Annotated in this window: 14 protein-coding genes and 1 tRNA gene; 7 read left to right on the forward strand and 8 right to left on the reverse strand. The window is 63.7% G+C overall.

Annotated features, from left to right (window positions below; all coding sequences use genetic code 11):
- Window positions 1-82: 82 nt before the first annotated feature.
- From B3H47_RS00230 to rfaD, 4 genes are read left to right on the forward strand one after another with little or no spacing between them, the layout of a single operon-like run.
- Window positions 83-403 (forward strand): LapA family protein, encoded by a 321-nt coding sequence (locus tag B3H47_RS00230; protein ID WP_013122732.1) that lies wholly within the window; start codon window positions 83-85, stop codon window positions 401-403.
- Complete coding sequence (gene lapB / locus B3H47_RS00235) at window positions 393-1,565, forward strand: lipopolysaccharide assembly protein LapB (RefSeq protein WP_286985332.1); 1,173 nt, start codon at window positions 393-395, stop codon at window positions 1,563-1,565. The genes B3H47_RS00230 and lapB overlap by 11 nt, the downstream gene beginning before the upstream one ends.
- Window positions 1,562-2,491 carry a D-glycero-beta-D-manno-heptose-7-phosphate kinase gene (gene rfaE1, locus B3H47_RS00240; protein ID WP_286985333.1) on the forward strand — a complete coding sequence of 310 codons (930 nt, stop codon included), beginning with the start codon at window positions 1,562-1,564 and terminating at the stop codon, window positions 2,489-2,491. Before lapB ends, rfaE1 begins: the two co-directional genes overlap by 4 nt.
- Window positions 2,488-3,480: an ADP-glyceromanno-heptose 6-epimerase gene (gene rfaD / locus B3H47_RS00245; RefSeq protein ID WP_286985334.1), complete on the forward strand. Its 993-nt coding sequence runs from the start codon at window positions 2,488-2,490 to the stop codon at window positions 3,478-3,480. Before rfaE1 ends, rfaD begins: the two co-directional genes overlap by 4 nt.
- Here the strand turns inward: rfaD and B3H47_RS00250 are convergent, their stop codons facing one another.
- Both B3H47_RS00250 and B3H47_RS00255 read right to left on the reverse strand, forming a co-directional pair.
- Window positions 3,481-4,692 (reverse strand): YbfB/YjiJ family MFS transporter, encoded by a 1,212-nt coding sequence (locus B3H47_RS00250; protein ID WP_286985336.1) that lies wholly within the window; start codon window positions 4,690-4,692, stop codon window positions 3,481-3,483.
- Between the two features lie 70 nt (window positions 4,693-4,762).
- Entirely contained in the window at window positions 4,763-5,740 is a 978-nt protein-coding gene (locus B3H47_RS00255) for a GMP reductase (protein WP_013105331.1), read from the reverse strand.
- Window positions 5,741-5,880: 140 nt separating this feature from the next.
- On the opposite strand from B3H47_RS00255, the gene B3H47_RS00260 reads away from it, so the two are divergent.
- Window positions 5,881-8,226, forward strand: coding sequence for a UvrD-helicase domain-containing protein (locus B3H47_RS00260; RefSeq protein WP_286985338.1), 2,346 nt, complete (start codon window positions 5,881-5,883; stop codon window positions 8,224-8,226).
- Window positions 8,227-8,382: 156 nt separating this feature from the next.
- Here B3H47_RS00260 and B3H47_RS00265 read toward each other — a convergent pair.
- The 6 genes from B3H47_RS00265 to B3H47_RS00290 all read right to left on the reverse strand — a co-directional run bounded on the left by B3H47_RS00265 (window position 8,383) and on the right by B3H47_RS00290 (window position 11,562).
- Window positions 8,383-8,458: transfer RNA gene (locus B3H47_RS00265), tRNA-Asn, on the reverse strand.
- 72 nt (window positions 8,459-8,530) lie between these two features.
- Complete coding sequence (locus B3H47_RS00270; RefSeq protein ID WP_286985340.1) at window positions 8,531-9,622, reverse strand: NAD(P)/FAD-dependent oxidoreductase; 1,092 nt, start codon at window positions 9,620-9,622, stop codon at window positions 8,531-8,533.
- Between the two features lie 75 nt (window positions 9,623-9,697).
- Entirely contained in the window at window positions 9,698-10,021 is a 324-nt protein-coding gene (fdxA, locus tag B3H47_RS00275; protein ID WP_013122740.1) for a ferredoxin FdxA, read from the reverse strand.
- Window positions 10,022-10,176: 155 nt separating this feature from the next.
- Window positions 10,177-10,644, reverse strand: a complete 468-nt coding sequence (locus tag B3H47_RS00280; protein WP_286985342.1) for a DUF6691 family protein — start codon at window positions 10,642-10,644, stop codon at window positions 10,177-10,179.
- A gap of 3 nt (window positions 10,645-10,647) precedes the next feature.
- Window positions 10,648-11,097 carry a YeeE/YedE family protein gene (locus tag B3H47_RS00285; RefSeq protein WP_286985344.1) on the reverse strand — a complete coding sequence of 150 codons (450 nt, stop codon included), beginning with the start codon at window positions 11,095-11,097 and terminating at the stop codon, window positions 10,648-10,650.
- 114 nt (window positions 11,098-11,211) lie between these two features.
- The gene (locus B3H47_RS00290; RefSeq protein WP_013105356.1) at window positions 11,212-11,562 is read right to left on the reverse strand and encodes an ArsR/SmtB family transcription factor; all 351 of its coding nucleotides are present in this window, start codon (window positions 11,560-11,562) and stop codon (window positions 11,212-11,214) included.
- Between the two features lie 90 nt (window positions 11,563-11,652).
- Between B3H47_RS00290 and B3H47_RS00295 the strand changes: the two genes are divergently transcribed.
- Window positions 11,653-12,519 carry an MBL fold metallo-hydrolase gene (locus B3H47_RS00295; protein WP_013105357.1) on the forward strand — a complete coding sequence of 289 codons (867 nt, stop codon included), beginning with the start codon at window positions 11,653-11,655 and terminating at the stop codon, window positions 12,517-12,519.
- A gap of 63 nt (window positions 12,520-12,582) precedes the next feature.
- Entirely contained in the window at window positions 12,583-14,985 is a 2,403-nt protein-coding gene (locus B3H47_RS00300) for a Tex family protein (protein WP_286985346.1), read from the forward strand.
- Window positions 14,986-14,989: the final 4 nt, after the last annotated feature.

The following is a 14,989-nucleotide window of genomic DNA, read 5'->3' on the forward strand; positions in this document are numbered from 1 at the left end:
ACACAACGCTGCACGGCAAGCACCCAAGAATGCAATATGCTTGCTCGGTTGCCCCTATCTTCCCTGTTTCGGTTTTATTTCCATGCGCATCCTGAGCTGGTTTTTGCGGTTGGTGGTCTTCCTGCTTTTGTTCGGTCTGGCGCTGAACAATCTGGAGACCGTGACCCTGCACCTGCTGTTCGGCACCGAGTGGCGCACGCCCATGATCGTGCTGCTGCTCGTGGTGTTCGCCATGGGCGCGGTGCTGGGCGCGCTGGCGCTGCTGCCTTCGTGGATGCGGCATCGCAAACAGGTCCGGCTGGCGCGCAACAGTGAGCCGCCGCCCAAACCGTCTGCTGCCACCGCCGTCGCCCCGGCCGATTTCCCGCAGCATCCGATCGACAGGCCGATCGATGGAGTTTGACCTTTGGTGGCTTCTGATCCTGCCCCTGATGTTCGCGCTGGGGTGGCTGGCGGCGCGCGTGGACCTGCGGCAGGTGGGCAAGGAGCGCGCCCTGCGGCGTGATGCCCCGCAGGCCTACTACCGCGGTCTCAACCACTTGCTCAACGAGCAGCAGGACAAGGCCATCGACGCCTTCATCGAAGCCATGACCGCCGATCCCGATACCGTCGATCTGCACTTTGCGCTGGGCAATCTGTTTCGCCGCCGCGGCGAGTATGAGCGTGCGGTGCGGGTACACCAGAACCTGCTCGCCCGCGCCGACCTGCCGCGCGAAGCGCGTGAACGCGCGCAACTTGCCCTGGCGCAGGATTTTTTCAAGGCCGGGCTGCTCGACCGCGCCGAATCCGCCTACGAAGATCTGCGCCGCAGCGTCTATGCCTCGCAGGCGCTGACGGCGCTGCTGCAGATCAGCGAGCGCACCCAAGACTGGAACAAGGCCATTGCGCGTGCCGGCGAACTGGAGCTGCGCGCCACCGGCGCCTATCAGCGGCAGATTGCGCAGTATTGGTGCGAGCTGGCCGTGCAACATCACGCGGCAGGGCGGGCGCAGGAAGCCCAGCAGTCGCTCGACGCCGCGCTGCAGGCCGCGCCTCAGGGCGTGCGGCCGCGCTTGCTGCGTGCTCAGTGGGCGCAGCAGCACGGTGAACTGGAATCGGCTTTGCGCATACTGGAATCCATCGATCTGGTGCAGCCTGAATTCATTGCGCTGGCGGCGGTGCAGATCGCCCAACTGCGTCAGCAGCTCGGGCAGGTGGCCGAAGGGCTGATGTGGCTGCGTCAGCGTTTGCAGCAGACCCCGGCCATCGACCTGCTCGACGCCGTGCTGCTGCTCGACCCCGATCCCGCCTCGCAGGCCCGGTGCGCGCAGGACTATCTGCTGTCGCATCGCAGCCTGCTGGCACTCAAGCGCGTGCTCGAACACCCCATGCCCGGCGCCACCGTGCCCGAAGCGGCAGCCGCCATGCAGGGCGCGGTGGACAATGCCTTGCGCAGTCGCCAGCGCTACCGCTGCGCGGCCTGCGGTTTCGAGGCGCGGCAATATTTCTGGCACTGTCCAGGCTGTCAGGGGTGGGAGACTTACCCGCCGCGCCGCCTGGAAGAACTCTCCCTTCTTGGATCATGAACGCAGAACAACTCGCCCAATCCCGTGTGCTCATCGTCGGTGACGTCATGCTCGACCGTTACTGGTTCGGTTCGACCGATCGCATTTCTCCCGAGGCGCCGGTGCCCGTGGTGCGTGTGCAGCGCGACGAAGACCGGGTGGGCGGCGCGGCCAACGTGGCGCTCAACGCCGCCGTGCTGGGCGCGCAGGCCACGCTGCTGTCGGTGGTGGGGGCGGACGAGCCGGGCCGCAAGCTGGTCACGCTGCTGGTCGATACCCCCATCCGCAACGCCATGCGGCAAGACCCCACGCTCAAGACCACGGTCAAGCTCAGGGTGGTGTCGCGCCAGCAGCAGCTTATCCGTCTGGATTTCGAGCACAAGCCCGATCACGAAGTGCTCGCCGCGATGATGGAGCGCTACGAGCAGGAACTGGCCTTCCACGACGTGGTGCTGCTGTCGGACTATGGCAAAGGCGGCCTTGAACACCTCGACCAGATGATGAATCTGGCGCGCACCCAGGGCAAGGCCATTCTGGTCGATCCCAAGGGCCGCGACTACAGCCGTTACGCCGGCGCCACCCTGCTGACGCCCAACCGCGCCGAGCTAGCGCAAGTGGTGGGCGACTGGAGCAGTGAGCAAGACCTCACCGCGCGTGCGCAGGGTCTGCGCAAAAAACTCAGCCTCAAGGCGCTGCTGCTGACGCGCTCGGAAGAAGGCATGAGTCTGTATACCGAGACCGGTGAACTGCATATTCCCACCGAGGCCAAAGAGGTGTATGACGTTTCAGGCGCGGGCGACACGGTAATTGCTACGGTGGCCGTGATGCTCGGCGCCGGGCTTTCCATGGAAGACGCGGTGCGCACGGCCAACCGGGCGGCGGGCATTGTGGTCGGCAAGTTGGGCACCGCCAGCGTGACGCCGAAGGAACTTTGGGGAACGACATGAGAGTCATCGTCACCGGTGCGGCCGGTTTCATCGGCAGCAATCTCGTCAAGGGGCTCAATGCCCGCGGCATTACCGAAGTGATCGCGGTGGACAACCTTACCCGCGGCGACAAGTTTCACAATCTGGTGGACTTGCAGATCTGCGACTACCTCGACAAGACGGTGTTCTTCGAGCAGTTCGCCAGCGGCCACTACGGCAAGGTCGAGGCCGTGTTTCACCAGGGCGCCTGTTCCGACACCATGGAACACGATGGCCGCTACATGCTCGACAACAACTACCGCAACAGCCGCATGCTGCTCGACGCTGGCCAGAAGCAGGGCGTGCGCCTGCTCTATGCGTCCAGCGCCGCCACCTACGGCGCCAGCAGCGTGTTTCGCGAGTCGCCCGAGTTCGAGCGCCCGCTCAACGTCTATGGCTACTCCAAGATGTTGTTCGATCAGGTCGTGCGGCGCGTGCTGCCGCATGCCACGACGCAGGTCGCGGGCTTTCGCTATTTCAACGTGTACGGCCCGCGCGAGCAACACAAGGGACGCATGGCGTCGGTGGCGTTTCATCACTTCAACCAATACCGCGAACACGGCCAGGTCAAGCTGTTTGGCGAATATCAGGGCTACGGCCCCGGGTTGCAGGAACGCGATTTCGTCTGGATCGACGATGTCGTGGCCGTCAATCTCTGGTTTTTCGATCATCCGGGCAAAAGCGGCATTTTCAACCTCGGCTCAGGTCGTGCGCAGCCGTTCAACGATGTGGCGCAAACCGTGGTCAACACCCTGCGGCAGGAGGCGGGGCAACCGGCCTTGAGTCTGGCGGAATTGGTGGATTGCGGCGAGATTGCCTATATTCCTTTTCCCGATGCGCTGGTCGGCAAATACCAATGCCACACCCAGGCCGACCTTAGCCATTTGCGCGCGGCGGGTTGCAGCCACCACTTCGCCACGGTGGAAGAAGGCACCGCGCAATACATGCGCGCGCTGCTTGCCGCGGCCTGATCAACTCCGCTGCGCTTGTCGTGCGGCGTCGCGCAGCATCACCAGTAAAAGCCCCATGCCCGCGAGCATCACCACCGCTGTGATGACCAGCGCGCCGCGGTAGCTCCCCGTTTGCGCGGCAATCGAACCGGCCATCGCCGGGGCGACAATTTGCGCCACGCCGTAGCTCAAAGTCAGCCGGGCCATGGCCTTGGCGGGGTTGTCGGGAAAGCTGCGGCCGATCAGCGTCAGGGTGAGACTGACGATGCCCACGAACGTGCCGCCATACAGCAGGGCGCTGAGCAGATTCAGCGGCAGATTGAGCGTCATCGCGGGCAGGATGATGGAGACGGTCTGCAGCCCGAACGCCAGCAGCAAGGCCTGGAGGTCGCCCATGCTGCGCGCCAGCCGATCCCATACAAAGCTCGACGGCGCCGCGGCAAGCCCCACGATCACCCAGACCCAGCCGCCCTTGTCCGCCAGCGCAGGCAGTTTGTCGAGAATGGCGACGATAAAGGTCGCGCTGATCACATAGCCGAAACCGGCGCAGAAATAGACGGCGATGAACAAAGCCATCCAGCGCCTCGGGGGCGGAACGACAGCGGTTTTTGCACCAGCGCCCCCCAAGGGCCCGGGCGCTGCGGGCGAGGGCAGCCATAGCCAGGCGGGTACGAAAAACACCAGACCGAGCAAGCCCAGCCCCACCCATTGCTGCGCCCAGTCGAGCCGATCCATCATGGCGCCAACGGCCAGGCCCGAAACCACGATGCCTAGCCCCAGCCCGGTGAAATGCAGACCCAGCTCGGGCCGGTGACCGTGGCGGATCAGCCAGTTCAACGCCAGGCCCGAGGCCAGCAGCAGCCCCGCCGTACTCGACAGCCCGGAGACAAACCGCAGCACGGCCCAGACCGCGGTGTTGTCGGTGAAGCCCAGTGCGGCGGTTGTCACCACGGCCAGCACCAGCCCGATGCGATACATCACGAACTTCTGCCGCAAATTGCCCACCGCTGCGGCAATGAGTGCGCCGGTGATGTAACCGGCGTAATTGAAGGTCGCCAGCCAGCCCGCTGCCAGATTGGTGAGACCGGCCTCGCGGTGCATCACCGGCAGCATGGGGGTGTAGGCAAAGCGCGCGAGCCCCACCGTGAGGATGAGGGCGCAGATGCCTGCAAACAGCACACGCAGGCGCGCGCCGTTGCTGGCGATCGGGAGGGGGGATTGGCGGGTTGGCATGAAGGGGCGCAGAGCTTGCGGCGCTCGTAGCGCTCGCAGCAGATGCTATTCCCAGCCCCCTGCAAGCGGCTTACATCAGCACATGTTCGCCGGCATTGTTCTGGCCGAGGATGATGTAGTTGACCTTGCGGATGTCGGCGAGTTGCGTGCCCCCGGCATAGGAAATGGAGCTTTGCAGGTCTTCCTCCATTTCGCGCAGGGTGTCGGCCAGGCGGCCCTTGAGCGGCTCCAGAATGCGTTTGCCCTCGACGTTGCGGTAGGCGCCCTTGTTGTATTCGGAGGCGCTGCCGTAATACTCCTTGAACAACTGGCCATCGACTTCCACAATCTTGCCCGGCGACTCTTCATGGCCGGCCAGCATAGAGCCGATCATCACCATGCTGGCGCCGAAGCGCACGCTCTTGGCGATGTCGCCATGTTCGCGGATGCCGCCGTCGGCGATGATGGGTTTGGTCGCCACTCGCGCGCACCACTTCAGCGCCGAGAGCTGCCATCCGCCGGTGCCGAAGCCGGTTTTCATGCGGGTGATGCACACCTTGCCCGGGCCGATGCCCACCTTGGTCGCATCGGCGCCCCAGGCTTCGAGATCGATCACCGCCTCGGGGGTGCCGATATTGCCGGCGATGACGAAGGCTTGCGGCAGCTTGTGTTTGATGTGCGCGATCATGCGCCGCACGCTGTCGGCATGACCGTGGGCGATGTCGATGGTGATGTAGTCGGCGCCCGTGCCCTCGGCGGCGAGTTGGTCGATGAGCGCCTTGTCGTCTTCCTTGACGCCCAGCGAGATCGAGATGAACAAATCGGCATCGCGCATCTGGCGGGCGAAGGCCGCGACATCCACATCGAAGCGGTGCATCACATAAAAGTAGCCATTGGCCGCCAGCCAGCGACAGACGTTGGCATCGACCACGGTTTTCATATTGGCCGGCACCACCGGCAGGCGAAAGCGCCGCCCGCCAAACTCGGTTGACGGGTCGCACTGGCTGCGGCTCTCCACCCGGCATTTGCGCGGCAACAGCAGAATGTTGTCGTAGTCGAAGATGTCCATCACAGTCTCCAGAAGCGGCGCACGTTGGCAGCGCGCACAAAAAACCGGGCGGCAAGAAATTTGCGGCCCGGTGACTTATTCTAGGCCGATGCACATCGCTTCGGCACCCCAGGAGCCGCTCGGGCTCCTAGAATTCCGCAATGTCCGCCCTCATCCAACAACTCAATCCCGAGCAGCACGCCGCTGTCACCCTGCCTGCTGAAAATGCCCTGATCCTCGCCGGCGCCGGGAGCGGCAAAACGCGGGTGCTCACCACGCGCATTGCCTGGCTGATTTCCACCGGGCAAGTCACGCCCGCAGGCATTCTGGCCGTGACCTTCACCAACAAGGCGGCGAAGGAAATGATGGCGCGGTTGTCGGCGCAACTGCCCATCCCGGTGCGGGGTATGTGGATCGGCACTTTTCACGGTCTGTGCAACCGCTTTCTGCGGGCGCACTGGCGCGAGGCCGGGTTGCCGCAGACTTTTCAGATTCTCGACATCCAGGATCAGCTCGCCAGCATCAAACGGCTGCTCAAGGCGCTGAATGTGGACGATGAACGCCACCCGCCCAAGCAGGTGCAATGGTTCATCAACGGCGCCAAAGATCAGGGTCTGCGTCCGGGCGATGTGGAAGCGCGCGATCAGCAAAGCCGACAACTGGCCGAGATCTACCTGGCTTACGAGGCCCAATGCACGCGCGACGGCGTGGCCGATTTTGCCGAGCTGTTGCTGCGTTCCTACGAGATTCTGCGCGACAACGCCGCCATCCGTTCGCATTACCGCCAGCGCTTCCGGCACATCCTGGTGGACGAGTTTCAGGACACCAACCGCCTGCAATACCAGTGGCTCAAACTGCTTGCCGGACCGGAGGACGCGCAGGGCGCTTGCGTGTTTGCCGTGGGCGACGACGATCAGAGCATCTATGCCTTTCGCGGGGCGCATGCTGGCAACATGGACGATTACCAACGCGAGTTTCGTGTGCGCCACCTCATCAAGCTGGAGCGTAATTACCGCTCGCACGGCCACATTCTCGACAGCGCCAACACCCTGATCGCCAACAACGCTCGCCGCCTGGGCAAGAACCTGCGCACCGAAGCAGGGGCGGGCGAGCCGGTACGTGTGTTCGAGGCGCCGAGCGACTATGCCGAAGCCCAGTGGCTGATCGAGGAAATCCGGCAATTGCTGCGAGATGGGCTCGTGCACAGCGAGATCGCCGTGCTGTATCGCGCCAACGCGCTGTCGCGGGTCATCGAAGGGGCGCTGTTCAATGCCGGCCTGCCTTACCGCGTGTATGGCGGTCTGCGGTTTTTCGAGCGAGCGGAGGTCAAGCATGCGCTGGCCTACCTGCGCCTGCTCGACAACCCGCAGGACGACACCGCCTTCCTGCGCGTGGTCAACTTCCCGGCGCGCGGCATCGGGGCGCGCACTCTGGAGCAGTTGCAAGACGCCGCCCGTCTGCGCGCCACGCCACTGAGCGAAGCCGTGGACGCCCTCGGAGGGCGTGGTGCAGCCAGCCTGCAGGCCTTTCTCGATCTAGTGGCGCAGATGCGCTTTCAGACCGCCGCGATGAGCCTGCCCGAACTAGTGCGCCATGTGCTCGAAGCCAGCGGCCTCAACGCCCACTACCGCGAGGAACGCGAGGGTCAGGAGCGGCTGGAAAACTTGGAGGAACTGGTCAACGCCGCTGCCGCCTTCGTCACCCAGGAAGGCTTTGGCCTACAGGCGACGGCGCAGCAGCGTCAGGCGCTTGGAGCCGCGCCCGACAGCTTCGCCGCCACAGACGGCATCGACCCCGCCACCGGCGAAACCCTCTCGCCGCTGACCGCCTTTCTCACCCACGCCGCGCTCGAAGCCGGCGACAACCAGGCGCAGAACGGACAGGACGCCATTCAGATGATGACCGTCCACGCGGCCAAGGGATTGGAGTTCGACGCCGTGTTCATTACCGGGCTGGAAGAAGGCTTGTTCCCGCACGAAAACGCGCTGAGCGAAACCGATGGCGTGGAAGAAGAGCGTCGGCTGATGTATGTGGCCATCACCCGCGCGCGCAAGCGCCTCTACCTCAGCCTGGCCCAGACCCGCATGCTCCACGGCCAGACGCGCTACAACCTGCGCAGCCGGTTCTTTGACGAACTTCCGGCCGAATCGCTCAAGTGGCTCAGCGCCAAACAGCCGGGGTTCGGCGGCGGTTTCGGTACCGATCAGCACAGCAGTTGGAGTTACACCCCAAAAGTGTCGGTGCCGTCGTTCACGCCCGCGACTTCCAACGCCGGATCACCCTCAAGCACTGGGTTTTCTCCGGCAGGCGTGAGGGGAGCAAGTTCGTCAGGAGCACGCCCGCACGGCCTGCGCATCGGTCAGGCCGTGTTTCACAACAAATTCGGTGAGGGCGTCGTGCTCAGCTTGGAAGGCAACGGCGAAGACGCCAGAGCCCAAGTCAAGTTCAACCGTCACGGCGCCAAGTGGCTCGCGCTGAACATCGCCAAACTCACGCCAGTGAATTAGGGACAGTCTGCACAACTGCTTGCATGAGGCGGCTGAACCAGCCGCCTCATGCAAGGTTTTAGACCGCTAAGCGCTGACATGCCCTGTTTTCGGCTTGAAAAATAAAAAAGGCCTCACAGCAAAAGCTGTAAGGCCTTGATTTTTCTCTGTATTCTGTGGCTCCTCGACCTGGGCTCGAACCAGGGACCTACGGATTAACAGTCCGGCGCTCTACCGACTGAGCTATCGAGGAACAGCAAAGCACAAAACTATACCGCGCAATCAATCTGACGTCAATAGATTTCGCAGTGATGCGCGAAGACGCTCAGTCGAACACTGGCGTTTCCACCCCGAGAACCTTGTGCAGTTTCGGGCTGGTGGTGGTGTATTGCAGGTGGATTTTTTTCTCCGGGAAGATGAAGGGCGCTGCGCCGAATGCGGCGAGGGCGGCTTCGTGGAAACCGGAGAGGATGAGTTTCTTTTTGCCGGGATAGGTGTTGATATCTCCCACCGCAAAAATACCGGGGATGCTGGTCTGGAATTTTTCGGTGTCGACGACGAGTTGCTTGCGCTCGATTTCCAGCCCCCATTCCGCGATCGGGCCCAGTTTGGGAGACAGGCCGAAAAAGACGAGCAACATATCGAGCGGCAGGCGGCGAGTGATGCCGTCGTTGCCTGTGACCTTGATCATGTGCAGCTGACCCTCGGCATTTTCTTCGTAGCCGCTGACTTGGCCGACGAGGAATTGCATCTCGTGCTGTTCGCAAAGGGTGTGCATTTGCGCGACGGATGCGGGGGCGGCGCGAAAGCCGTCGCGGCGATGAATGAGTGTGACGCTTTCCGGCTTGTTTTCGCTGGACTGAACGAAGTGCAACGCCCAGTCGAGTGCCGAGTCGCCGCCGCCCACGATGACCAGGTTTTTGTTGGCGAACTGCGCCGGATTGCGAACCCGGTAGAACAACTGGCTGCCTTCGAATTTATCGAGTCCGTCCACCTTGAGGGTGCGGGGCTGGAAAGAGCCCACCCCGGCAGCGATGAACACGGTCTTGGCGAGCAGCCGGGTGGATTTGGTGGTTTCCACGAGGAAGCGGCCATCGGCCTGGCGTTCCAGTACAGTGACTTCCTGCCCGAGGTGGAGGGTGGCGCCGAAGGGTTCGATCTGCTTGAGCAGGTTGTCGGTCAGCTCCTGCCCGGTGCACACCGGCACGGCGGGAATGTCGTAAATCGGTTTGTCGGGGTAGAGCTCGACACATTGCCCGCCCGGGTGAGCCAGGGTGTCGATGACGTGGGCCTTGATCTCCAGCAGGCCGAGCTCGAACACCTGGAACAGGCCGACCGGGCCTGCGCCGATGATGACGGCGTCCGTTTCAATGATGTCGGCCGCGACTGAAACGGGAGAGGCGTTGGATAGGTCCATGCGAGAGGGTCTTGAGAAATAGATCAAGGCGGCAACACGGCCGCCGATAGAGTTAGAACGTGCGCGGTGAGCAGATCAGCGCTGCAGGAATTGCAGCTTGTCGGGCTTGTCTTTCCACTCGTCCGCGTCATCGGGTGCGGCTTTGCGTTTGGTGATGCTGGGCCACTGGCGAGACAACTCGGCGTTGAGCTTGATGAAGGCTTGCTGATCGCCCGGCACGTCTTCTTCGGCGTAGATCGCGTTGGCCGGGCACTCGGGCACGCACACGGCGCAGTCAATGCATTCGTCGGGATCGATGGCGAGGAAGTTGGGACCTTCACGGAAGCAGTCCACCGGGCAGACGTCAACGCAGTCGGTGTATTTGCAGCGGATGCAGTTTTCAGTAACGACGAAAGTCATTTGCGGAACCGGATGTATCAAAGGGTCAAAATTTTAACTGGCGCGGCCAGGTCGGCTCTGCATCAGATCAAAACCCGGCTATCGCAGGGGTGAGGCCACGAAAAAACCACCGCGCCCGGCAGGCAGGCAACGGTGGTCGAGTGGTGGCAACGCGCTCAGGTTTTGCGCGAAGTCGCTGCGACCAGCGGCGCGGCCGGCGCACTGCGCGTGCGTTGGCCCATGCGCTGCCACAACTCGAAGCCGATCATGCCCGCGACCATGCTGCTGAAAAACAGCCATTCCTGCCAGGTCGAGGCGGCCAACGATGCGAGCGAGGGCCCCGGGCACAGGCCGGTCATGCCCCAGCCGATGCCGAAAATGGCACTGCCCAGAATGAGCTTTCCGGTGATGCCCTTGGTCGATGGAAAGGCGATTTTTTCGCCGACGAGCGATCGGGCGCGTCGTTGCGCCAGTTGCATGGGCACCAGTGCGACGACCACCGCAGTGACCATGACGAGAATCAGGCTCGGGTCCCAAGGCCCGGCGATGTCGAGAAAGGCAATGACCTTGGCGGGATCGGTCATGCCCGACACGAGAAGGCCGATACCGAACACGATGCCGCTGAGAAAGGCGAGGGTTTTCATGGCTCAGGCCCCTCCGAGGATGTGGCGCATGACGAACGTGGTCGCCATGCCCATGCCGATGAAGGTGCCCACTGCCGCCATCGAGCGCGGCGAAAACCGGGACAGCCCGCAGACGCCATGGCCGCTGGCGCAACCCGAGCCCAGCCGGGTGCCGAAGCCCACAATCAATCCGCCGATCGCAATCACCGGCCACGTCTCGCCGTAATGTGCGCCGGGCACCGGGCGGAACATCACCCAGATGAACGAAGCGGCGATCAGTCCGCCGAGAAACCACAGCCGCCATGGCGTGGGGCGTTTGGCCTGCAGGGCTTCGTTGATGGCGCCGCCGAAAATGCCGCTGATCCCGGCGATCTTGCCGCCGCCCAGCGCCATGGCGCCCGCTGCCGCGCCAATCAGCGCCCCGCCGAGAATGGCCGTGCCGGGCGTGAAATGCGCCCAATCGATGTTGAACATTTGTCTCTCCTTCGTGACATGGGCATGTTTGTCTCTGGTTTTATTGACGCCAGCCAGTATTCTGGTCAGGCCGTTTGCCGTACCGCGCCGACATGCGAGCGTCGCGGTACCAACTCATTTGCCAGGCGGTTCGTTGCCGCCGTGGCAGTAAATCTGATAGAGGGTCATCAGCACCGCGCTGGCTGCCGGGCTGGCCAGGCTGTAATACACCCGCTTGCCCTCCCGACGGGTTTTCACCAGGCCTTGCGCACGCAGCACGGTGAGCTGCTGCGAGAGCGTGGGCTGGCTGACGTCGCAGGCCACCTCCAGGTCGCTGACGCAGATCTCCCCGCGGTTGATCTGACACAAAATGAGCAAACGGTCAGGATTGCCCAGGGTTTTCAACAAGGCGCCCGCCTGTTCCGAGTTGCGCCGCATGAGCTCGACGCTGGGAATCTCAAAATCTTGCGTGCTTGACATTGACATGGCTCACTTAATCAGGTAACTACTAATGGAAAAACAATATATTCTTTTCTATAGTGTTTCTGCAACGCATTTCGCCTAGGAGATACCCGTATGAGTACGCAGACCCCCACCGTTCAGAGCTGGTTTCACGCGCCCACCTTTACGGCGACCCATTGCATCATCGACCCCGAAACTCGCCACTGCGCAATTCTCGACAGCGTGCTCGACTTCGACTACGCCTCGGGTCGTACCAAAACCGACTTCGCCGACCAGATCGCCGCCTACGTGCGCGAGCAGGGGCTCACGGTGGACTGGCTGCTGGAAAGTCATGCCCATGCCGACCATCTCTCCGCCGCGCCCTATCTCAAAAAGCTGTTCGGCGGCCAGATCGCGATTGGCGAACACATTCAGGACGTGCAAAAGGTGTTCAGTCAGGTGTTCAACGACAGCACCATGCCTACGGACGGTTCGCCCTTCGATCATCTGTTCAAGGACGGTGAGACCTTTGCCATTGGCAAGCTGCAAGCCCGGGTGATGCATACCCCCGGCCACACGCCCGCCTGCGTCACCTATCTGGTGGGCGACAGCGCCTTTGTCGGCGATACTCTGTTCATGCCCGACTACGGCACGGCGCGCTGCGACTTCCCGGGCGGCGACGCGCATGTGCTTTACCAATCGGTGCACAAGCTCTACAGCCTGCCGCCGCAGACCAAGCTCTACCTTTGCCACGATTACATGCCCGGCGGCCGCGACCCCATCTGGCAGACCACGGTGCAGGCCGAACGTGAGGGCAATGTCCAGCTCAATGCCCAGACCACCGAGGAGGAGTTCGTCGCTTTCCGCAAAAAGCGCGACGCCACGCTGAACATGCCCGCGCTCATCCTGCCCTCGGTGCAGGTCAATGTGCGCGCCGGTGAAATGCCCAAACCCGAAGCCAATGGGGTCAGCTATCTCAAGCTGCCGGTGAACGCGCTGTAAACCATGTCGGAGCGGGTCCGGGCTGGTTAGACTGCTGGGCTTTTGCCTGTCTTCTGATCCGCCATGACCGCTGCCGATACCGCTTCCCAGAATCCGTATGCCAACCCGCAGGCCGCCGCTCGGCGGGTGCTGCAGGCGCTCAGCGCCGAACTGCAGCTTCCGGCGCAGCAGATTCAGTCGGCCATCGAACTGATGGATGGCGGGGCCACGGTGCCCTTTATTGCCCGCTATCGCAAAGAGGTGACGGGCGGTATGAGCGACGACCATCTGCGCACGCTGGAAGAGCGCCTGCTCTATCTGCGCGAACTCGAAGACCGCCGCGCCGTGGTGCTGCAGTCCATCGCCGAGCAGGGCAAGCTCACGCCCGAACTGCAGGCCGCCATCAGCGCGACTGGGCAAAAGCAGGAACTCGAAGACCTTTACCTACCCTACAAGCCGCGCCGCGTCACTCGGGCGCAAAAAGCCCGCGAGGCCGGGCTGGAGCCGCTGGCCGATCTGCTTTGGCTGCAGCCGCAGACTGATCCGCTGCAGGCGGCGGCGGGTTTCGTCCGCCCGCAGGACAGCACCGAGGCGGCAGATACCTCCACCCCGCAGGCCTGCCTCGACGGCGCCCGCGACATTCTGAGTGAACGCTGGGCCGAAGCCCCGGCGGTGGTCGCCCCGATGCGTGAATGGCTGTGGCAGACCGGCCACCTGATCAGCCAGCTGCGCGCCGGAAAAGAGCAAGAAGGCGCCAAATTCCGCGACTATTTCGACTACGCCGAGCCGCTGGACAAAGTGCCTTCGCACCGCGCCCTGGCCGTGTTGCGCGGGCGGGCGCAAGAGGTGCTCGATGCCCGCATCGACCTGCCGCCAATGCCTGAAGGCACGGTCGCACCGACGCTGGCTGCCCTGGCCGAGGGGCGTCTTGCCGTGCTGCTGGGCTGGAGCCATCAGGGCCGCGCGGCAGACGACTGGTTGCGCCGCGCGATGCAGTGGACCTGGAAGGTCAAACTCTCCCTCACGCTGGAGCGCGAGTTGCTGTCGCGCCTGCGCGAACAATCCGAGGCGGTGGCCATCGATGTATTCGGCGCCAATTTGCGCGACCTGCTGCTGGCCGCCCCTGCCGGGCCGAAGGTGGTCATGGGACTCGACCCCGGCATTCGTACCGGGGTGAAAGTCGCCGTGGTCGACGCTACCGGCAAACTGCTCGATACCGCCACGGTTTACCCCTTCGAGCCGCGGCGCGACGTGCAAGGCGCACTCGCCACCCTGGCGGCGCTGGTGCAACGCCACGGCGTGCAACTCATCTCCATTGGCAACGGCACGGCCAGCCGCGAAACCGATCTGCTCGCCGCCGAACTGCTGCGCAACGCCAACCAGCCGGGCTTGACCAAGCTCACGGTGAGCGAGGCCGGCGCCTCGGTGTATTCGGCCAGCAGTCTGGCCAGCCGCGAGTTTCCCGATCTGGACGTGAGCCTGCGTGGCGCGGTGTCCATCGCCCGCCGGGTGCAAGACCCATTGGCCGAACTGGTGAAGATCGACCCCAAGAGCATCGGCGTCGGCCAGTACCAACATGACGTGAACCAGACCGCGCTGTCGCGCAAGCTCGGCGCAATCGTCGAAGACTGCGTGAACGCCGTCGGCGTCGACCTGAACACCGCCTCGGCGCCGTTGCTGGCCCGTGTGGCGGGCCTGAGTGCGCGCATTGCCGAGCAGATCGTGCTGCACCGCGACCAGACCGGCGCCTTCGCCAACCGCGAGGCACTCAGGGCGGTGCGCGGCCTGGGCGACAAAACCTTCGAGCAGGCCGCAGGTTTTCTGCGCATCAACGGCGGTGACAATCCGCTGGACCGCACCGGAGTGCATCCTGAGAGCTATCCGCTGGTGGAAAAGGTGCTGGCTGCGGCAGGCCAGCCGATCAGCCTGTTGATGGGCAATCGGGATGCGCTGCAGCGCCTGCGCCCCGAGCAGTTCGTGGACGACCGCTTCGGCGCGTTCACCGTGCGCGATGTGTTGGCCGAGCTGGAAAAACCCGGCCGCGATCCGCGCCCCGAATTCCGCACGGCCAAGCTGCTCGATGGCGTGCACGACATTAAGCAGCTCGAAGCGGGCATGCAGCTCGAAGGCACGGTTACCAATGTCACCGCGTTTGGCGCGTTCGTCGATCTGGGCGTGCATCAGGACGGGCTGGTGCATGTCTCGCAAATGGCGCAGCGCTTCGTGAACGACGCCCGCGAGGTGGTCAAGACGGGCGACATCGTCAAGGTGCGTGTGGTTGAGGTGGATGTGGCGCGCAAGCGCATCGCGCTGTCGATGCGGCCGGCCGACCCGGCGCGCGATGCGGCGCGCCCGCAGGGCGGGCAGGGCCAGTCCCGTCCGCGTGAACGCCAGGAGGGCGGCCGCACGGGCAGCCATCGCGCGGGCGCCGCACCGTCTCCGCAGAACACCGCCATGGCGGCCGCCTTCGCCAAACTCAAGCGCTGAGGAT

The sequence above is a fragment of the Thiomonas sp. UBA7699 genome, from assembly GCF_002482605.1.
Taxonomy (GTDB): domain Bacteria; phylum Pseudomonadota; class Gammaproteobacteria; order Burkholderiales; family Burkholderiaceae_C; genus Thiomonas; species Thiomonas arsenitoxydans.